The 18,614-nt window shown below is 66.0% G+C and carries 16 protein-coding genes; 8 read left to right on the forward strand and 8 right to left on the reverse strand.

The window, feature by feature from the left end:
- Positions 1–51 precede the first annotated feature (51 nt).
- Positions 52–696, forward strand: coding sequence for a YqgE/AlgH family protein (locus tag HZZ13_RS16530; RefSeq protein WP_197960612.1), 645 nt, complete (start codon positions 52–54; stop codon positions 694–696).
- 248 nt (positions 697–944) lie between these two features.
- Here HZZ13_RS16530 and HZZ13_RS16535 read toward each other — a convergent pair whose 3' ends face one another.
- Both HZZ13_RS16535 and HZZ13_RS16540 read right to left on the reverse strand, forming a co-directional pair.
- Complete coding sequence (locus HZZ13_RS16535; protein WP_197960613.1) at positions 945–1,832, reverse strand: TauD/TfdA dioxygenase family protein; 888 nt, start codon at positions 1,830–1,832, stop codon at positions 945–947.
- A gap of 98 nt (positions 1,833–1,930) precedes the next feature.
- Positions 1,931–2,710 carry an SDR family NAD(P)-dependent oxidoreductase gene (locus HZZ13_RS16540; protein ID WP_197960614.1) on the reverse strand — a complete coding sequence of 260 codons (780 nt, stop codon included), beginning with the start codon at positions 2,708–2,710 and terminating at the stop codon, positions 1,931–1,933.
- Positions 2,711–2,810: 100 nt separating this feature from the next.
- Here HZZ13_RS16540 and HZZ13_RS16545 point away from each other — a divergent pair, with 100 nt between their 5' ends.
- Both HZZ13_RS16545 and HZZ13_RS16550 read left to right on the forward strand, forming a co-directional pair.
- On the forward strand, positions 2,811–3,548 hold the full coding sequence (locus HZZ13_RS16545) for an SDR family NAD(P)-dependent oxidoreductase (RefSeq protein ID WP_197960615.1): 738 nt from the start codon (positions 2,811–2,813) through the stop codon (positions 3,546–3,548).
- A gap of 64 nt (positions 3,549–3,612) precedes the next feature.
- Entirely contained in the window at positions 3,613–3,987 is a 375-nt protein-coding gene (locus tag HZZ13_RS16550) for a CsbD family protein (RefSeq protein ID WP_197960616.1), read from the forward strand.
- A 134-nt stretch (positions 3,988–4,121) separates the two neighbouring features.
- Here HZZ13_RS16550 and HZZ13_RS16555 read toward each other — a convergent pair whose 3' ends face one another.
- Both HZZ13_RS16555 and HZZ13_RS16560 read right to left on the reverse strand, forming a co-directional pair.
- A complete protein-coding gene (locus HZZ13_RS16555; protein WP_197960617.1) occupies positions 4,122–5,843 on the reverse strand; it encodes an SGNH/GDSL hydrolase family protein in 1,722 nt (573 codons plus the stop codon).
- A 170-nt stretch (positions 5,844–6,013) separates the two neighbouring features.
- Positions 6,014–7,396, reverse strand: coding sequence for a lytic murein transglycosylase (locus HZZ13_RS16560; RefSeq protein WP_197960618.1), 1,383 nt, complete (start codon positions 7,394–7,396; stop codon positions 6,014–6,016).
- 203 nt (positions 7,397–7,599) lie between these two features.
- On the opposite strand from HZZ13_RS16560, the gene HZZ13_RS16565 reads away from it, so the two are divergent.
- Positions 7,600–8,475 carry a UTP--glucose-1-phosphate uridylyltransferase gene (locus HZZ13_RS16565; RefSeq protein WP_197960619.1) on the forward strand — a complete coding sequence of 292 codons (876 nt, stop codon included), beginning with the start codon at positions 7,600–7,602 and terminating at the stop codon, positions 8,473–8,475.
- 133 nt (positions 8,476–8,608) lie between these two features.
- Here the strand turns inward: HZZ13_RS16565 and HZZ13_RS16570 are convergent, their stop codons facing one another.
- Positions 8,609–10,105 (reverse strand): sensor domain-containing diguanylate cyclase, encoded by a 1,497-nt coding sequence (locus tag HZZ13_RS16570; protein ID WP_197960620.1) that lies wholly within the window; start codon positions 10,103–10,105, stop codon positions 8,609–8,611.
- Between the two features lie 146 nt (positions 10,106–10,251).
- Between HZZ13_RS16570 and HZZ13_RS16575 the strand changes: the two genes are divergently transcribed.
- A complete protein-coding gene (locus HZZ13_RS16575) occupies positions 10,252–10,515 on the forward strand; it encodes a DUF7662 domain-containing protein (RefSeq protein ID WP_036021774.1) in 264 nt (87 codons plus the stop codon).
- A 193-nt stretch (positions 10,516–10,708) separates the two neighbouring features.
- On the opposite strand, the gene HZZ13_RS16580 is transcribed toward HZZ13_RS16575, so the two are convergent.
- Positions 10,709–13,585 carry an EAL domain-containing protein gene (locus tag HZZ13_RS16580; RefSeq protein WP_197960621.1) on the reverse strand — a complete coding sequence of 959 codons (2,877 nt, stop codon included), beginning with the start codon at positions 13,583–13,585 and terminating at the stop codon, positions 10,709–10,711.
- 153 nt (positions 13,586–13,738) lie between these two features.
- Positions 13,739–14,737 (reverse strand): NAD(P)H-quinone oxidoreductase, encoded by a 999-nt coding sequence (locus tag HZZ13_RS16585; RefSeq protein ID WP_197960622.1) that lies wholly within the window; start codon positions 14,735–14,737, stop codon positions 13,739–13,741.
- Between the two features lie 118 nt (positions 14,738–14,855).
- On the opposite strand from HZZ13_RS16585, the gene HZZ13_RS16590 reads away from it, so the two are divergent.
- Together HZZ13_RS16590 and rcdA are read left to right on the forward strand one after the other, a co-directional pair.
- A complete protein-coding gene (locus tag HZZ13_RS16590) occupies positions 14,856–15,047 on the forward strand; it encodes a DUF1192 domain-containing protein (protein ID WP_197960623.1) in 192 nt (63 codons plus the stop codon).
- Between the two features lie 564 nt (positions 15,048–15,611).
- Positions 15,612–16,121, forward strand: coding sequence for a protease adaptor protein RcdA (gene rcdA, locus HZZ13_RS16595; protein ID WP_197948094.1), 510 nt, complete (start codon positions 15,612–15,614; stop codon positions 16,119–16,121).
- Between the two features lie 151 nt (positions 16,122–16,272).
- On the opposite strand, the gene rpmE is transcribed toward rcdA, so the two are convergent.
- Entirely contained in the window at positions 16,273–16,500 is a 228-nt protein-coding gene (rpmE, locus tag HZZ13_RS16600; protein WP_027573780.1) for a 50S ribosomal protein L31, read from the reverse strand.
- 199 nt (positions 16,501–16,699) lie between these two features.
- Between rpmE and HZZ13_RS16605 the strand changes: the two genes are divergently transcribed.
- Positions 16,700–18,550, forward strand: coding sequence for an ABC transporter ATP-binding protein/permease (locus HZZ13_RS16605; protein WP_197960624.1), 1,851 nt, complete (start codon positions 16,700–16,702; stop codon positions 18,548–18,550).
- Positions 18,551–18,614: the final 64 nt, after the last annotated feature.

The raw sequence follows: 18,614 nt of genomic DNA on the forward strand, positions 1-18,614 counted from the left end.
AGCCGCGCGGCCCGACATCAGGATAGGAATTGAAACCGGAGTGCTCGAGCGATGGCTCCCACAGGCAAGAGGACGGGCGAAAGCACCCGCAGCTCGGGCGCCGCGCTGCCCAGTTCCGGCGGCTATCTCGACGGCCGGCTCCTGATCGCAATGCCCGTGATGGGCGATTCCCGCTTCGAGCGCTCGGTGATCTATCTCTGCGCCCATTCGGCCGAGGGGGCGATGGGCATCATCGTGAACCAACCCGCCGGCAGCATCGATTTCCCCGAGCTCTTGCAGCAGCTCGGCATCATCAAAAAGGGCGAGCACATCAAGCTGCCGGAGAATGCCGAAAGCATGAAGGTGCTGCGGGGCGGCCCGGTCGATACGGGCCGCGGCTTCGTGCTGCATTCCAGCGACTTCTACATCGAGAACGCCACGCTGCGGATCGATGACGGCGTCTGCCTGACCGCGACGGTCGACATCCTGCGCGCCATCGCCAACGGCTCCGGCCCCAAGCACGCCATCCTCGCGCTCGGCTATGCCGGCTGGGGGCCGGGCCAGCTCGAGACGGAGATCCAGAGCAACGGCTGGCTGCATTGCGATGCGGATGCGGATCTGATCTTCGGCGACGACGTCGACGACAAGTACAACCGTGCCTTGCAGAAGATCGGCATCGACCCCGGCATGCTCTCGAACGAGGCCGGGCACGCGTAGCTGGCTATAGTCACTACCGCCACATACGCCGCTGTCGTCCCGGACAAGCGCGCCAAAAGCGCGCGTAGATCCGGGACCCATAACCCCAGGGAGCGGTTCGAGGCAGGCTGGTCACCACGAGTCTTCGCCAAACACGCCCTGTGGTGATGGGTCCCGGATCGGCGCTTCGCGCCGGACAACGCTACGCGTTGCCCAGCGCTCCGCTTGTCCGGGACGACGACCGAATTTGTGGCTACTCCGATGCCGTCCTACTCCGCCGCCTGCTGCTGCACCGTCGGCTCGGTCCCCGCCACCGTCGCGCGGCGCATGTCGCGGGGCTGGGACTGGTCGTAGCGGCGGACGCGGTGCATGGTCTGGCGGTTGTCCCACATCACGAGGTCATGCAGCTTCCATTTGTGCACGTAGACGAATTCCGGTTGCGTGGCGTGCTCCGTCAGGTCGCGCAGCAGCAGACGTCCCTCCGGCACGCTCATGCCGACGATCTTGCCGGCATGCGATGACAGATACAGCGACTTGCGGCGATGCACGGGGTGGGTGCGCACCAGCCGTTGCAGCACCGGCTTGAACATCTCCTTCTCTTCGTCGGTGTATTCGGTGAAGCCGAGCGATCCCCGCGAATACATCAGCGAATGCTCGCAGACGAGGTCCTCGATCTCCGCCTTGGTCTCGTCGTCGAGCGCGTCATAGGCCGCGCGCATATCGGCGAATTCGGTGTTGCCGCCCTTCGGGTTCACCACGCGCGCCGACAGCAGCGAGAACTTTGCGGGGATAGGGCGGAACGAACTGTCGGAGTGCCACAGGCAATTGCCGAGGTTGAACAGATTGGCGCGGCTGTCCTTCGGCAGCGGCTTGCCGTCCTTGCCGAGGTTGGAGACGTCGTTCAGGCCCGAGGTGAGGCGGTATTCGTCCGCCTTGGTGATGTTGCCGCCGCGCGCGTCCTCGCGCTGGCCGAAGTTCAGCGCGAACGCCATCTGCTGCTCGTCGGTGATGTCCTGATCGTGGAAGACGAGCACCGCGTACTTGTCAATGGCGGCCTCGATCTCGCGCGCCTGATCCGGCGTGAGCGGCTTGCGCAGATCGAGGCCGGATACCTCGCCGACGAAATGTTTCTGAAGCTGCCGGATGGCGATTGTCATGGCGTTCCTCCCGCATCTACGAGCAGTTTCCCCTGCTCTGTTTGTGCAAAAAAATGACTCCCGCCTCCTGCGATGTCAACGCGCCGCGCGCATGCCTCTCACGCGTTCCGCGCCATCAGCCCGCCGTCGACCGGGATCACCGCACCGGTGAGGAAGGACGCCGCGGGCAGGCACAGGCTCAGCGTCATATGCGCGACCTCTTCAGGGTCGCCGTAGCGGCCGAGTGCGGTGCGGCGCTTGGCGTAGATGGTCTTGTGCTCCTCCGGGATGCGGTTGGTGATTCCGGTGCGGATTGGCCCCGGGCAGATGCAGTTGACGGTGATGCCCTCGCGGCCGAGCTCCACCGCCAGCGAGCGGGTGAGGCTCGCAACGCCACCCTTCGCGGCCGAATACGGGCTGTGCAATGCGGTGGCGCCGAGCGCCTCGGTCGAGGCGATGTTGACGATGCGCGGGCTCTTCGACTTGCGCAGGTAGGGCAGCGCGGCGCGGATGATGCGCGGATGCGCCGTCAGCATCACGGCGATGCCCTTCGCCCAGGCGTCCTCATAGGCCTCATCGTCGATCGCGACTCGCACCGAGATGCCGGCATTGTTGACGACGATGTCGAGGGCGCCGAAATGCGCGGCGACATCGCCGACCACGCGCTTGATTTCGCCGCCGTCGGCAACATCGAGCTTCCACGGCCTTGCCGTGCCACCGCTCGCCGCGATCTCCTTGGCGACGTCATGCGCGCCTTGCTCGTCGAAATCCGTGACGGCGACGTTCGCACCTTCGCCAGCGAACACGCGCGCGGTGGCGCGCCCCATGCCGCTGGCCGCGCCGGTGACGAGCACGGTCAGGCCTTTCACGGACCGGCTGAGCTCCCTGAAGTCGGACATGCTGCTGCCTCGCACTGAGCTGGCTGTTGTTATGATTGACAAGGCTGGCATCGATCCGCAGACAGGTCAAACAAGCAGAAAACAACCGGGGAGGCCGGGAATGGCAAACGAGCTCGATTTCTCAGGCAAGCAGGTGCTGGTGGTCGGCGGTTCCAGCGGCATCGGCAACGGCATCGCGCAGGCCTTTCGCGCCAAGGGCGCAGCAGTGGCGGTTTGCGGCACGCGTGCTCATGCAACGGAATATTCAGCCGACGAAGGCTCCGATCTCGAAGGTCTTGCTTACGCGCAACTCGATGTCGGCAATTCCGGCGCGATCGAAGCATTCAAGCCATCGTTCGACCGGCTCGACATCCTGGTGCTCGCACAGGGCGCGGTGATCTACCGCCGCGGCGAATTCGAGATGGCGGGTTTCCGCAAGGTCGTCGAGGTCAACCTGATGAGCCTGATGGCCTGCGCGACGCGCTTTCATTCCATGTTGCGGGACGCGAAGGGCGCGCTGATCATCGTGTCCTCGACCGCGGCCTATCATTCCACCATGGGCAATCCCGCCTACAACGCCTCGAAGACCGGTGCGGTCGGATTGACGCGCACGCTGGGCGAGGCCTGGGCCGAGGACGGCATCCGCGTCAACGGCATCGCGCCAGGGCTCGTCGACACCAAGATGACGAAGGTGACGACCGACAATCCGAAGCGGCTCGAAAGCGCGCTCGCACGCATCCCGCTGCGGCGATTGGGCACGCCGGCCGACATGGCGGGCGCGGCGCTGTTCCTGGCCTCACCGCTGTCGTCCTACATCATCGGCCAGACGCTCGTCGTCGATGGCGGCCTCATTCTGTAGGCAAGGCCAAGGAACTGCGCTGCGTCTGATCGGTTACTTCGGCTGACCACCGAGGAGGATCATCATGGACACGGATCGGATTGTTGGATCGGCAAAGGAATATGCCGGACGCGCGGAAGGCGCGATCGGAGACATGGCAGACGATGCCAAGACGCAGGCGTCGGGCAAGGCGCGGGAAGCTGCGGGCACGGTGCAGAATCTCTACGGCCAGGCCAAGGATGCCGTGCGCGACGCCACGGACACTGCCGCGGGCTATGCCAAGGACGCCTACGAGAACAGCGGCGAGACGTTCCGCGACGGCTCGAAGGCCATCGCGCAGAAGGTGCAGGACAACCCGCTCGGCGCGCTGCTGGTTGCCGGCGGCATCGGCTTCGCGCTGGCGCTGCTGATGTCGCGTCCCGCCCGCCGCCCGCCGTCACGCTGGCGCTATTACGGCTGAGCCACTCCTACGTCATTCCGGGGCGCGCCTCTTGGCGCGAGCCGGGAATCCATTCATCGGCGTTGTTGGTGCACGATGGATTCCGGGTTCGCGCTACGCGCGCCCCGGAATGACACGCATTCACCAACGAAGAACTACCGAACCACTTCCGCCGACCGCCCGACATTCGCCGGCGGGCGCGGGATCGCGGGGTTCGGATTCGGATAGCGCGGTCCTGGCGCTGGGGCCAGCTGGCGCGGGGCCGGCGGGGGCTGCGGCGAGCCGAAGCCGAAGAAATCACGGAATGAGGGCGTTGCCTGGGCCGGCAGCTGCGGGGCGACCTGCGGCTTCTTCGGCGCGAGCTTTGGCGGCGCGATCGCGGCGGCCGCGGCCGGTGCGCCCTGAGCTGCCCCGCCGTCCGGCGTCGTTGCCGCCATCGGCGTATCGCCCTTGGCCTGCTCGCGGCCGACTTCCCGACGCGGCCAGGCGTAATCGTCCGCGCGGCCGGCGGGAGCTGCCAGCGGCTCACCCTTCACCATGGTCTTGGCGGCGAGCGCATCGACTGCGGCCGGACGCGTGCCTGGTCCGCCCAGCAATTGATCGGTCGAGATCGAGGCTGCAACCAGCGGCACGATCGGCCCGGCCAGCGGTCGCGGCGCGGGCTTGCCCGGCTCGGCGCTGGTGTCGGGCGTCGCAGGCTCGCTCGGCAGCGCGATCGGGCCGGAGCGCCCCGCAAGCAGGCGCGTGATCTCGCGCTCGACATAATGCGCGAGCTTGCGCGCGCCGGCCTTGGTGAAATAGACGCCGTCGGAGCTGCGCAGCTGGCGGATCTGGCCCTCGAAGTCCGGGCCCTTCTGCAGGAAGCGGCCGGCCTCGTCGACGAAGCCGTCCCAGACGTCCACATAGGTGATGCCGGCCTTGGCCGCGCCCTCACGGTACAGCGAGTCCAGGAACAGCGTGTCCGCGGTGCCCTTCGGTCCGCGAACTGCGGGCAGGCCGACCCAGAGCACCGGCACGCCCTTGGCCTTGAGCACGCCCGCGAGCTCCTCGATCTTCTTGCCGTAGAGCTCGACCCAGCGCTCGTCGCGGAATTCGTAGAGGCCGTTCGGGTTGCGCGCGGTCTTTTCCGGCGCGGCCGCCGGCGTGTCGGAATTGTCGGCGTCGTCCTGCGGCAGGTCGGCATCGGCGGGCTTGTCGTCCGGCTTGGCGGCGCTGTCGCCGGGCTTGGTCTCGCCGGGCTTGGCGTCGCCGGGCTTTGCTTGCGGCTTGGCGCGCGCACCCTTGTCGTTCTTCTTGTCCTTCTCCGAGGCCTTGTCGGATTTGTCGGCGACAGGCTCGCGGATCGCAATGCGGTCATTGAGGCCGAGCATGACCACGATCACGTCGGGCTTCTCGGTCTCCAGAATGCCCTTCGCCGCCGCGGCCCAGTCCGCGGGCTCGCCCTTGGGCTGGTACTTGATCAGGCCGGACGTGGTCTTGTGCTTGCGGATCACGCCCATGTCGGGCTGCTCGGCGTAGGCGTCTTCGAGGCCATAGGCGAGCCAGTCGGCCATGGCGTCGCCGATCACCAGTACGTTCTTCTCGGGGATGGTGTCGCGCTTGGCCGGTGCCGGCGCGCGCGAAAAATCCTGGCGCGGCGCCTGCGGCGGCTGCTGCTGGAACGGTGCGAAGAAGTCGCCGCCGAACCAGCCGCCACCTCCGCCGCCCCGTGGTGGCGGTGGTGGGGCCGAACGCTGCGGCGGACCGCCGAAGCCGGGGAAGTTGAAGAACTGCGCCGAAGCAGGTGCCGCCACCGACACCAGGATCGCAAGCGCCGTCCCCAGCGCGATCAACGGGCCGGTCTCGGTCAGCGCCTTGAACAGGGACTTCTTCGACATGCGATCTCGGGCACGCGCAATGGGGGATCGGAGCTAGCTCGATATAATAACGGAATCAGGCGCCAAACGGGCAAATTCCATCGCAGATTCTTGTCCATAGACGGGGGAACAATCGCCGGCGTCAAGGCTGACCGTCAAAATCCCGCTTCAAGGTTACTTCAGGCGCGATTTTACCGCCCGCGCAGCCGGTCCAGCACGTCGGACGAGGCAAAACCGTCGGCGGGCACGCCGATCGAGGCCTGGAAGTTGCGCAGGGCCTCCCTGGTCTGGCCGCCGAACTGGCCATCCGGGGTGCCCTTGTAGAAGCCGCGCTGGGCCAGCAGCTGCTGCAGCTCCAGCCGCTCGGTGCGCGACAGCTCGCGCTCCTGCCGCGGCCAGGGCTGCACGAAAGGCTGTCCCCCGCGCAGGCGGTCGGCGAAATGTCCGATCGCCAGCGCATAGGCCTCGGCCGGGTTGTACTTCATGATGACGCGGTAATTCTGCAGCATCAGGAAGCCGGGCCCCTGCGCGCCGGCCGGTGCCAGCAGGTAGGCCTTCTCCGCCGGATGCGGAAAAGGCTGATTGTTCGGACGCTTGAGCCCGAGCTTCTCCCATTGCGCGATCGGCATCGCCTTGGCGCGGTCGGCCAGCATGTAGTTGAAGCCTTGCGGCACCACGACCTCGTAGCCCCAGGTCTGGCCGGGCTGCCAGCCGTCCTTCTTCAGATTGTTGGCGGTCGAGGCGATCAGGTCGGCCGGATTGTCGACGACGTCGCGCCGGCCGTCGCCGTCGCCGTCCACCGCGAAGCGCTTGAACGCGGTCGGCATGAACTGGGTCGGGCCGAAGGCGCCGGCCCAGGAGCCGCGCAGCTGTTCTGGACGCAGGTCTCCGCGGTTGAGGATCTCCAGCGCGGAGAGGAATTCGTCCTTGAAATAGGCCTGGCGGCGGCCGATGCAGGCGAGCGTCGCGGTCGATTGCAGCACGCTGCGGTCGCCCATCTGCGTCGAGTAATTGGACTCGATGCCCCAGATCGAGGCGATGATGGTGCGGTCGACCCCGGTGGCCTTTTCGGTGGCGTCGAACTGCGCCTTGTACTTGGCGAGGATCTCGCGGCCCTTGGCGAGGCGGTTGTCGTTCACCAGGATGTCGAGATAGTCCCAGATCGACTTGGTGAATTCCGGCTGCGAATCCATGAGATCCATGATGCGCAGGTCGGGTGAGAGCCCGGCGGTGAAGCGCTGAAAGTTCTCCTGGCTGATGCCGCGTCGTGCAGCATCCGGCCACATCGCCGCGACGCAATTGTCGAAATTGCCCGCGGCCTCGCGGATCGCGGCGGCCGTCATCAGCGGATGGCCGGAGGCGCCGTCCTCGCCGCTCCAGGGCTGTGCGCCGCCGGGGCCGGGCTGGGCTTGCGAGGGCGCCGGATTCGAGCCGGAGAAGATGCCGCCGAACAGGTTCGACAGGCCGTTCTGCGCCTGGGCTTGCGCGCAAGCCGGCAGCAGCAAAGCCGCCGCAATCATCGTTGCGCCGGTCACGGACCAAGCCCGTCCTGCCAGTTGTGCCACTGATTGCATTATGTCCCACCCGTCCGCCTGAAATTCCGCCATCAGGAGGCCTGGTAGGCGTTGCCAATAGCTTAACAAAGGTGAAATTTTGGTGACGGCGTTTTTCTTAACTCTGTCGGGGCGAGGCCCCACATCCGCCTTTGTTGGCGGCTGCAAACAAGCTAGCAAGATGCCATTGCTCCGTTCACGTCCTCAGGTATTCGATCGATCCCATGAAAATTCGCAAAGCCGTATTCCCCGTCGCCGGCCTCGGCACCCGCGTTCTGCCTGCCACCAAGGCGATGCCGAAGGAAATGCTGACCATCGTCGACAAGCCCCTGATCCAATACGTCTATGACGAGGCGAAGGAAGCCGGCATCGAGCACTTCGTCTTCGTCACCGGCCGCAACAAGGCTGTCATTGAGGATCATTTCGACCGGATGTTCGAGCTCGACACGACGCTGGCCGCGCGCGGCAAGAAAGCCGAGCAAGATATTCTGGCGCAGAACCAGCCCGAAGCCGGTGCGGTCAGCTTCACCCGCCAGCAGGCGCCGCTCGGCCTCGGCCACGCGGTCTGGTGCGCGCGCGACATCGTCGGTGACGAGCCGTTTGCCGTGGTGCTGCCGGACGAGCTCGTGCTCAACACGCCCGGCTGTCTGAAGCAGATGATCGAGCTGGCGTCCTCGCTCGGCGAGAAATCCAATCTGATCGCGGTCGAGGCGGTGCCCGATCACCTGACCCATCAATACGGCATCTGCGGCGTCGGCAAGCGCAACGGCAAGATGTTCGAGGTCGACGGCATGGTCGAGAAGCCGGCCAAGGGCACCGCGCCCTCCAACCTTTCGATCACCGGCCGCTACATCCTGCAGCCCGAGATCTTCAAGATCCTGGAAACCCAGGAGCGCGGCGCCGGCGGCGAGATCCAGCTCACCGACGCCATGATCGGGCTGGCCAAGACGCAGAAATTCTATGGCGTCGAGTTCGAGGGCGAGCGCCATGATTGCGGCTCCAAGCCCGGATTCCTGCGCGCCAACATCGCCTATGGCATGAAGCGCCCGGAATTGCGCGACGGCCTGGTCGCGGAGATGAAGAAGTATCTGGGGCAGTAACATCGAAGGCAGATGCCTTCGATGTCATCCCGGGATGGTCCGAAGGACCGGACCCGGGATCTCGAGATTCTCAGGTGCGCAATTGCGCACCATAGTTCGGCTCTCTGAGCCGCCCCGGAATGACGGCGTGGCCTCACGCCACCAGCGACAGCTGCGGCAGGGTCGCTACCACCGACTGGTTGCGTCCGCCGGCCTTGGCGGCGTAGAGCGCCTTGTCGGCGGCGGCAACCAGCATCGTCCAATCCATGCCGGCGGCCGGGACGAGGCTGGCGATGCCGCAGGACACCGTCGACATTGCCCGATCGTCTGACCAACCCTGCACCTTGAGGCGTATCGTCTCCGCCACCTTGAAGGCGACGGCGGCCGAGGTGTTCGGCAGCAGCACGGCGAATTCCTCGCCGCCATAGCGCGCCGCGCAATCGCCAGCGCGGCTCACCGAATCGGAAATGCAGATGGCGATGCCGACCAGCACCTGGTCGCCGGCCTGATGGCCGAACGTGTCGTTGTAGGCCTTGAAGTGATCGGCATCGATCATCAGCAGCGCGATCGGCTCCTTCTGACGCATGGCGCGCCGCCATTCGACGTCGATGACGGAATCGAACTTGCGGCGGTTTTTCAGGCCCGTGAGCGCGTCCGTCGTCGCCAACTCCTCGAGCTTGCGCTCGGCCTCGGCGCGTCGGCCGATCTCGCGCGCGAGCACGAGGGTCGATCCCAGCACGAACAGGATGAGCGCCAGCACCACGGCGCCGATGCGAAGCGCCTCCTTCTGCCAGAGCGCGAACACCGCGGCCAGCGGCTTGCCGGCGACCACGAACAGCGGTCCGCTGTTGCTGCTGCGGACATAGAGTCGCGGCGTCGTATCGACCGGGCCTTGTCCCGAATAGGCGACGCCGACCCTGAGATTGTCGGCCTTCCAGTTCTGGCGATCGTTCAGGTTCGTGCCGATGATGTCGAGATCGAACGGCCGCCGCATGATGATGGTGCGGTCGCGCTTGAGCACGGTGATGGTGTCGTCGGAGTCGAGGTGGAGCCGATCGAACAATTCGTGGAAATAGCTGAAGCGGATCGAGCCGGCGACGACGCCCATGAAGCCGCCGTCCGCATCGCTGATGCGCCGGCTCAGCACGATTGAGTAGGCACCGCGAAACAGCATGGGGCGGCTGATGAACAGCTCCGCGCCGGGATTGTCGCGGTGAACCCTGAAATAGTCCTCCTCGCTGCGGTCCTCCGGCAGGGGATCGAGCGTGGAGGCATCGATGGTCAGCCGGCCCTCGGCGTCGAATACCTGGATGGCACCAAAATGCCTGGCAGTGGTCGCGTGGTCGAACAGGATCAGGTGACGGATCGGCTTCGAGACCGTCGCCAGCTCCGGCAGCAGCATGTTGCCGGCGACCGCCTTCAGCGACAAATCATAGATCTCGACGTTGCGGCTGACGTCGGAATCGATCGTGGTCGCGAGGTTCTCCAGCGTCTGGCGTGCGAGCGCCTCCTCGCCGCGGCGCATGTCGAGCATGACATTGACGCAAATGGCGGAAAAGCCGATCACCGTCACCACGGACGAGATGATCAGCAGCTTCGCCGAAATCCGCCACGGCCGGCGGGCCGCAACGTCGCGCCATCCAGAGAACATCGCTTCGCTCCTGTCCATAGTGGATGCGCCCGAAAGCTTGAGTAGTGTTTAAGCCGCGACGGCGCTGCCGCAATGAGTTAAGAATCGGTTTATGCGGCTGACGGTTTTGAGCAGCCTGACCCTTCGCCCCGGACGAGAGGACGAGTGTGAACGACTACGACGCGTTGCGCGATTATCTGCTGCGGCAGAAGCAGGAGGAGTTCGTGCTGAGCTTCGAGCAGATCGAGGAAATCATCGGCGCGGCGCTGCCGCGCGCGGCCCAGCGTGCCTCATGGTGGGACAGCCTGCGCAGCCCCGACATCCAGATGCCGCAACGCGAAGCCTGCCTCGCCGCCGGCTTCGTCGCAACGCGCATGCCGGATGGTCAGAGTGTGCGGTTCAGGAAACAGAAGGGTGAGCGACGGCGGTGATGCTGCGGCACGCGGCACGCTGCCACCCTCCCCTGGAGGGGGAGGGTCGCTACGCATGTAGCGAAGCGGAATGCGTAGCGGGGTGGGGTGAAGGTCTCTCCACCTCCAACAGTGCCCGTGTGGAGAGATCACCCCACCCCGCTCGCGCTGCGCGCGATCGACCCTCCCCCTCCAGGGGAGGGTAAGAGAGCAATCAGCTCGCTGCTTCCAGCCGCACTTCCGTGAGCAGCCGCATCGCTGCGTCCGCGTCCATCGGCTCGCCGAAGGCGAAGCCTTGCGCGTATTCGCAGCCCATCTGGTAGAGCTCGACTGCGTCCGAATCGGTCTCGGCGCCTTCGGCGACGACGTCCATGCCGAGATCGTGGGCGAGCGCGATGATCGACTTCAGGATCACGGGGCGGGTGCCGCGGCTGGTGGTGCGCACGAAGGACTGGTCGATCTTGATGGTGTCGAACGGGAAGCGCTGCAGATAGGCCAGCGAGGAATGGCCGGTGCCGAAATCGTCGAGCGACAGTCCCGTGCCGAGCTCGCGGATCCGGGTCAGCATCTGGGCTGCGTGCTCCGGATTCTCCATCACCAGCGATTCCGTCAGCTCGAGCTTGAGCGTGCCGCGCGCGACCGAGGAGCGCGACAGCACGGTGCGGATGTCGTGGATCAGGTCGTGGCGCAGCAGCTGCCGCGAGGAGACGTTGACCGAGGCGAAGATCGGCTCGTGCGAGCGCATCGCGCGCTGCCACACCGAGAGCTGCTTGGCGGTCTGGTCGAGCACGAACATGCCGAGGTCGACGATCAACCCGGTCTCTTCGGCGATGGTGATGAACTCCGAGGGCGCCATGCGTCCGAGCTTTGGGTGGTCCCAGCGCGCCAGGGCCTCGAAACCCGCGATGGAGCGATCCTCCAGCCGCACGATCGGCTGGTACAGGATCGTGATCTCCTGCCGCTCGATGGCGCGGCGCAATTCGCTCTCCAGCGTCAGGCGGTCGGTCTTGCGCGCCCGCATCGCCGGCTTGTAGACGTCGATGCGGTCGCCGCCGATGCGCTTGGAATGATACATCGCAAGCTCAGCGTCCTTGATGATCTCGTCCGTGAGCTGGGTTTGCGGATCGGACAGCGCGAGGCCGATCGAGGCCGTGAGGAAGATCTCGCGGTCGTTGAAGGCGATCGGCGCGCGGATGGTCTTGCGGATGGTCTCGGCGAAAGCGGTGATGCGGGCCGGGTCCTGCTCCGACAGCAGGATCAGGCCGAACTGGTCGCCGGCCATCCGCGCCAGCGTGTCCTGCGGCTTCAGGATGCGGGTGAGGCGGCGCGCCAGCGTGAGCAGGATGGAATCGCCGACCGCAATCCCGACGGAATCGTTGACCTGCTTGAAGCGGTCGAGGTCGATCACCATCAGCGTCGGCCGCAGCGTCGGCATGGTCTTGGCGAAATGCGCGACCGCGCCCAGCCGGTCCATGAACAGTTTCCGGTTGGGCAGGCCGGTGAGATTGTCGTGCACGGAATCGTGCAGCAGGCGCTCCTCGGCATTACGCAGCTCGGTGACGTCGGTGAGCGTGCCGACCACGCGCGAGACCTCGCCGTCCGAGCCGACCACCGGGCGCGCCTTGAGCGCGAACCACATGAAATGACCGTCCGGGGTGCGCAGGCGGAAATCCTGCACCAGGCGGCCGCGGCGCTGGTCGAGCACGCTGTCGAGCGCGGCGCGGAAACGGTCCTGGTCGAGCGGATGCAGCACCTCGAGCCAGGAGGCGGCCGGGCCTTCCAGCGTGCCGCGCTTGAGGCCGAGCAGGGCCTCGGTCTCCGGGCTGGTGAAGACCTTGTCGGCCGAGACGTCCCAGTCCCAGATCAAATCGCCGGAGCCGGCCAGCGCCAAAGCGCGCCGCTCGATGTCGGAGACGACGCCCGTGCTGGCGCCGCCGCCGGCAAAGGCGTGCTGCATCACCGTGAAGCCGATCAGCATCACGATCAGCACGAGGCCGCCGAGCAGGGCAGGGCCGACGATGTCGTTGGTGACCGAGCCCGCCACCGTCATGCCGGCCGCGACTACCCAGACCACCAGGAGGAACCAGGTCGGGATCAACAGCACGGCGCGGTCGAAGCCGTGGGTGGAGAGATAGACGATCAGCGCAAAGCCGGCGAAGGCGATCAGCACCAGCGAGATGCGCGCGATGCCGGAAGCCACCGCCGGGTCGAACAGGGCGAGCGCCACCAGCGAGCCGAGGAAGGCGAGCCAGCCGACCGTGATGTGCGAATAGCGCACGTGCCAGCGGCTGAGGTTGAGGTACGCAAACAGGAACACCAGCAGCGTCGCCGCCAGGATCGCTTCGCCCGCTGCGCGCCAGATGCGCTCGGCGTTGTTCGACATGTCGAGCACCTTGCCCCAGAAGCCGAAATCGACGCCGATATAGACCAGCACCGCCCAGGCCAGCGCCGCCGCCGCCGGGAACATGATGCTGCCCTTGACCACGAACAGGATGGTCAGCACCAGCGCGAGCAAGCCGGAGATGCCGATCACGATGCCCTGGTAGAGCGTGAAGGAGTTGACCTTGTCCTTGTAGGCTTCCGGCTCCCACAGATAGAGCTGCGGCAGCTTGTCGGTGCGCAGCTCCGCGACGAAGGTGACGACGGCGCCGGGGTCGAGCGTGATGCGGAACACGTCCGCGGTGGCGCTTTCCTGCCGTTCCGGCCGGTCGCCGATCGAGGGCGTGATGGTCGCGATGCGAGACAGGCCGAGGTCCGGCCACAGCAATCCCGAGGAAACGATGCGATAGTGCGGAGCGACGATCAGGCGGTCGAGCTGGTCGTCGGTGTTGTTGGCGAGCGCGAACACCACCCAGTTCTGGCCGCCTTCGCGGGCGCGCACCTCGATGCGGCGGACGATGCCGTCGGTGCCGGGCGCGGTGGAGACCTGGATGCGATCGGCGTCGCTGCGCTGATGCTCGAGCACGCCGGTGAGGTCGATCGCGGGCGCGTCGCTACGGACGCTGACGGCGTCGAGCGCGCGCGCGGGATACGCGGCGACAAGAATCATGAAGCCCAGCGCGAGGGGCGCGAGGCACCTGATCAGACGCAAGGTCGGTTCTCCGCGTTCGACGCAAACTCGTCAGTGCAAGGCAAATCTAGAAGTCGATTTCAGACCGATCCGATGTGGTTCGGTGCGTCGCGATAGATGCCACGAAAGCGAGGAAAATCAAAGGGTTTCCGGCTTGCCCTGTGGGCCGGCGGCCTAGGCCTGCAACACAATTTTGCCAATATGTGCACTCGTCTCCATGCGGCGGTGGGCGTCCGCCGCCTTTTCCAGCGGGAAAGTGCTGTCCATCACCGGCTTGATGCGGCCTTCGCGCAAAAGCGGCATCACTTTCTCTTCGATCGCAGCCACCATCGCCGCCTTGTCCGCATTACTACGGGGGCGCAAGGTCGAGCCGGTATGGGTCAGGCGCTTGACCATCACCTTCGCGATGTTGACGCTGACCTTGGGGCCGTTGAGCGTCGCGATCTGGACGATGCGGCCGTCGACCGCCGCGGCATCATAGTTGCGATCGACATAGTCGCCGGCGACCATGTCGAGGATCAGGTTGACGCCTTCCTTGTTGGTCTCTTCCTTGACCACGGCGACGAAGTCTTCCGTCTTGTAGTTGATGGCGCGGTCGGCCCCCAGCTTGAGGCAGGCATCACACTTGTCCTGCGATCCCACGGTGACGAACACTTTTGCGCCGAAGGCTTTGGCAAGCTGGATCGCCAGGGTGCCGATGCCGGAAGAGCCGCCATGGATCAGCAGGGTCTCGCCGGCCTTGAGGCCGCCGCGTTCGAACACGTTGTGCCAGACCGTCATCAGGGTTTCCGGCAGCGCGCCGGCTTCCTTCATCGACAGCGCCGGCGGCACGCTCATCGCCTGGGCGTCCTGGGCGATGCAGTATTGCGCGTAGCCGCCGCCGGCGACCAGCGACATCACCTTGTCGCCGACCTTGTGCCGCTTGGCATTGCTGCCGACGGCGACCACTTCGCCCGATATCTCGAGGCCGGGCAGGTCGCTGGCGCCGGGCGGCGGCGGATAGGCGCCGGAGCGCTGCGCCACGTCGGGCCGGTTGACGCCGGCAGCTTCGACCTTGACCAGGATCTCGTCGGGACCGGGCTGCGGAACGCTGCGTTGCTCCGGCACCAGCACCTCCGGCCCGCCGGGCTTGGAGATGGCGACCACGGTCATTTGCGCGGGCAGCTTGTCCATGATGTGTCCTTGAGCAAAGGTGCGGGAGGAAACGAGGCCCTTGCTTAGCCAGCGCGGTGCAGGCTGGCAACCGCCTTAGACCGTGTGGTCCGGTCCGCGGACGACAGGAGGAACGACGATGCCGATCGAAGACGACGACCGCCCGCGCAAGAAGATCAGCCATGAGATTGGGCAGGACCTCTCACTCTTGTCAGTGGAGGAACTGACCGAGCGCGTGGCGCTGCTCAAGACCGAGATCGCAAGATTGGAAGAAGCCGCCACCAGGAAACGCGCCTCGCGCGATGCGGCGAACAGTATTTTCAAGTCGTAGTGGTCGCCACACAACGACTTCCCGGACGCTTGGGCCGAACTTTCTCCGCCTCGTCATTCCGGGGCGGCGCGTCAGCGCCGAGCCCGGAATCCATAACCACAAGCCGTTGAAACTGGCAGTCGGGCCACTCCATCTTCCTGTGGTTATGGATTTCGGGCTCGCGCTCCGCGCGCCCCGGAATGACGGCGGAGCGTTTGTTCCGCACGTCCCTCGGCCACTGGCCGACATGGCTAACGAACTCCCAAAAATTTAGCTCGTTTACTTGCAATTAAGCTTTCGGGTTTATGACTGGAACTGTCCTCGTTTGGACACCGAGTGGCTCCTGTCCACTCTGTTTGACGCCTCCCTGTTATCAACTTTCAAAGCCGCCGGTCTCCGGCGGCTCTTTTTTGCGTCCACTGCCTGCTTTGGGCGTCTCATCCCGGTTGCATTCGAAAGGATTGACCCGCAGAAACCATATCCGCGCTTGTCACTGGACTCCGCGTCTCGCCCGCGCAATGATTTGTTCATCATAAGCCGGCGCCAAAGCCGGGCGGTCAAACAGTTGCGTAAGAGGCGTTAACCATGGAACGTTTGCAGGCCGAGGGCGCTCTCGTTCAGCTCAGCGAGCGATTCACCAATTCTGCGGCGTTCGGCAATTTGTTCCGTGAGGGCATGGACCTCGTCGAGGAGACCGCCGCCTATCTCGACGGCGCCGGCCGCGTCGAGGCCAAGGCGCTCGACCGCGCCGTCAGCCTCACCTATGCGACCGAGAGCATGCGCCTCACCACGCGCCTGATGCAGCTCGCCTCCTGGCTGCTGCTGCACCGCGCGGTCAAGGAAGGCGAGATGACGCTGAGCCAGGCCAACCGCGAGAAGACCAAGGTCAAGCTCACCGCCGCCGATCCCGGCCCCGCCGACACCATCGAGAAGCTGCCCACGCAGCTTCAGGACCTGATCCATCGCTCGATGAGCCTGCAGACCCGCGTCCGCCGCCTCGACAGCACGATCCATACCCCGCCGGCCGAGCAGGCCGCGATCGGCAACCCGCTGGTGCCGCACCTCAATGCCCTGAAGGCCGCGTTCGAGCGGTAGGGTCTAGCGCTGTCATTCCGGGGCGCGCGAAGCGCGAACCCGGAATCTCGAGATTCCGGGTTCGGCTCTGCGAGCCGCCCCGGAATGACGGCACAAACAAAAACGCCCCCGGTCTCCCGGGGGCGTTTTTGTCTCCAGCCTTGCGGCCGGCTCAATCCTTCTTGAGGAAGCCCGAAAACTTCTTCTGGAAGCGCGAGACGCGGCCGCCGCGGTCCATGATCTGGGCGGAGCCGCCGGTCCAGGCCGGGTGCGACTTCGGGTCGATGTCGAGGTTCAGCGTGTCGCCTTCCTTGCCCCAGGTGGAGCGGGTCAGGTACTCGGTTCCATCGGTCATGACGACCTTAATCGTATGATAATTCGGATGAATTTCGGCTTTCATGGCAATTCCTCGGCGCTCCGGCGCCTTCTTGGGTGGCTCGCGAATGACGGATTTGGGCGGCTCTATACCCCACGAAACCCCGCAAAACAAGCCATGCCGGCGCGGCCGGACCGGGTTTGTCCCTAAGGGACTTCCCGGATTTGCCACTACTCCTGCACCGGCCTATTGGGAGCAGATCAATGCAACGGGTCGGATTATCATGAGCGCAGTGGAACGGCTGGATGACCGGGACGTCGAACGGCCTGCAATGAACGCCGCGGACACCCCCTCGATCGAGGCCGAGCTGATCGAAGCGCCGGCCAAGGGCCGCGCCAAGCTGCGGCCGCTGCTCGCGCTCGCGCCGTATGTCAGCCGCTATCGCGGCCGCGCGGCGCTGGCCTTCGTCGCGCTCACGATCGCAGCGTTGACCACGCTGCTGGTGCCGGTCGCCGTGCGCAGGATGATCGATTTCGGCCTGACGCCCGAGGGCATCGAGCTGATCAACAGCTACTTCTCGGTCATGCTCGCGGTCGTCGCCGTGCTCGCGATCGCGAGCGCCGCGCGCTACTACCTCGTGATGACCATCGGCGAACGCATCGTCGCCGATCTCCGGCGCGACGTCTTCGCCCATCTGCTGTCGCTGTCCCCCGCCTTCTTCGATTCCGCGCGCAGCGGCGAATTGATCTCGCGCCTCACCGCCGACACCACCCAGCTGAAATCGGCCGTCGGCGCCTCCGTCTCGATCGCGCTGCGCAACCTGATGATGTTTCTGGGCGCGACGGCGATGATGGTGATCACGAGCCCGAAGCTGTCGGGCTTCGTGCTGTTGGCGATTCCTTTGATCGTGCTGCCGCTGGTGGCGTTCGGGCGCTGGGTGCGGCGGCTGTCGCGCAATGCGCAGGACACGCTCGCCGATGCCTCCGCCTATGCGGGCGAATTGGTCGGCGCGATCCGCACCGTGCAGGCCTATACCAGCGAGCAATTTGCCGAGAAGCGTTTCGGCGGCGAGGTCGAGCAGGCCTATGAAGCGGCGCGCACCTCGACCCAGGCCCGCGCCGTGCTGACGGCGATCATCATCTTCATCGTGTTCGCAAGCGTGGTCGCCATCCTCTGGATCGGCTCGCATGACGTGCTCACCGGCACGATTACGCCGGGCCGGCTCGGTCAGTTCGTGCTGTATGCGGTGTTCGCCGCAGCGGGCCTCGGCCAGCTCAGCGAGGTATGGGGCGAGGTCTCGGCGGCATCGGGCGCAGCCGAGCGCCTGTTCGAGATCCTCCACGTCAGGCCCGAGATCGCCGCGCCTGCGGCGCCGCTTGCGCTGCCGGTGCCGGCGCGCGGCGAGGTCGGCTTCGACCGGGTCAGCTTCGCCTATCCGGCACGGTCCGACGTCAAGGTGCTCGATGCCGTCTCGTTCACCGTGCGCCCCGGCGAGAAGGTCGCGATCGTCGGTCCTTCCGGCGCCGGCAAGAGCACCATCTTTCATCTGCTGCTGCGCTTCTACGACCCGCGCAGCGGGACGGTCTCGCTCGACGGCGTGCCGGTCAGGTCCGCCGAGCCTGCGGATTTCCGCGCGCGCATCGCACTGGTGCCGCAGGAATCCGTGGTGTTCGCCGCCAGCGCCCGCGAGAACATCCGCTTCGGCCGGCCTGATGCGACCGATGCCGAGGTCGAGCGCGCCGCCGAGCTCGCCCATGCCGCCGAATTCATCCGCCGCCTGCCCGAAGGTTTCGAGACCGCGCTCGGCGAGCGCGGCGTGACGCTCTCCGGCGGCCAGCGCCAGCGCATCGCGATCGCGCGCGCCATCCTGCGCGACGCGCCGCTGTTGCTGCTGGACGAAGCCACCTCCGCGCTCGATGCCGAAAGCGAGACGCTGGTGCAGACCGCGCTGGAAGAGCTGATGCGCCACCGCACCACGCTGGTGATCGCCCATCGCCTCGCCACCGTGCTCTCCTGCGACCGCATCCTGGTGATGGACCAGGGCCGGATCGTCGAGGACGGCACGCATGCCGAGCTCGTCGCCGCGAACGGACTCTATGCGCGGCTGGCGCGGCTGCAGTTCGAGGGCGCGTGAGGGCCCCACAGTCCGTCGTTGCTAGCGAACTTTCGTGTCCCGGACGCGGCGCGGCGCGCAGTGC

The sequence above is a fragment of the Bradyrhizobium agreste genome, assembly GCF_016031625.1.
Lineage (GTDB): Bacteria > Pseudomonadota > Alphaproteobacteria > Rhizobiales > Xanthobacteraceae > Bradyrhizobium > Bradyrhizobium agreste.

Excerpts from the sequence above, each read along its gene's own strand:
- HZZ13_RS16530 (WP_197960612.1), top strand. The coding sequence starts at position 52 with ATGGCTCCCACAGGCAAGAGGACGGGCGAAAGCACCCGCAGCTCGGGC.
- HZZ13_RS16535 (WP_197960613.1), bottom strand. The coding sequence starts at position 1,832 with ATGACAATCGCCATCCGGCAGCTTCAGAAACATTTCGTCGGCGAGGTA.
- HZZ13_RS16540 (WP_197960614.1), bottom strand. The coding sequence starts at position 2,710 with ATGTCCGACTTCAGGGAGCTCAGCCGGTCCGTGAAAGGCCTGACCGTG.
- HZZ13_RS16545 (WP_197960615.1), top strand. The coding sequence starts at position 2,811 with ATGGCAAACGAGCTCGATTTCTCAGGCAAGCAGGTGCTGGTGGTCGGC.
- HZZ13_RS16550 (WP_197960616.1), top strand. The coding sequence starts at position 3,613 with ATGGACACGGATCGGATTGTTGGATCGGCAAAGGAATATGCCGGACGC.
- HZZ13_RS16555 (WP_197960617.1), bottom strand. The coding sequence starts at position 5,843 with ATGTCGAAGAAGTCCCTGTTCAAGGCGCTGACCGAGACCGGCCCGTTG.
- HZZ13_RS16560 (WP_197960618.1), bottom strand. The coding sequence starts at position 7,396 with ATGCAATCAGTGGCACAACTGGCAGGACGGGCTTGGTCCGTGACCGGC.
- HZZ13_RS16565 (WP_197960619.1), top strand. The coding sequence starts at position 7,600 with ATGAAAATTCGCAAAGCCGTATTCCCCGTCGCCGGCCTCGGCACCCGC.
- HZZ13_RS16570 (WP_197960620.1), bottom strand. The coding sequence starts at position 10,105 with ATGTTCTCTGGATGGCGCGACGTTGCGGCCCGCCGGCCGTGGCGGATT.
- HZZ13_RS16585 (WP_197960622.1), bottom strand. The coding sequence starts at position 14,737 with ATGGACAAGCTGCCCGCGCAAATGACCGTGGTCGCCATCTCCAAGCCC.
- HZZ13_RS16590 (WP_197960623.1), top strand. The coding sequence starts at position 14,856 with ATGCCGATCGAAGACGACGACCGCCCGCGCAAGAAGATCAGCCATGAG.
- rcdA (WP_197948094.1), top strand. The coding sequence starts at position 15,612 with ATGGAACGTTTGCAGGCCGAGGGCGCTCTCGTTCAGCTCAGCGAGCGA.
- rpmE (WP_027573780.1), bottom strand. The coding sequence starts at position 16,500 with ATGAAAGCCGAAATTCATCCGAATTATCATACGATTAAGGTCGTCATG.
- HZZ13_RS16605 (WP_197960624.1), top strand. The coding sequence starts at position 16,700 with ATGAGCGCAGTGGAACGGCTGGATGACCGGGACGTCGAACGGCCTGCA.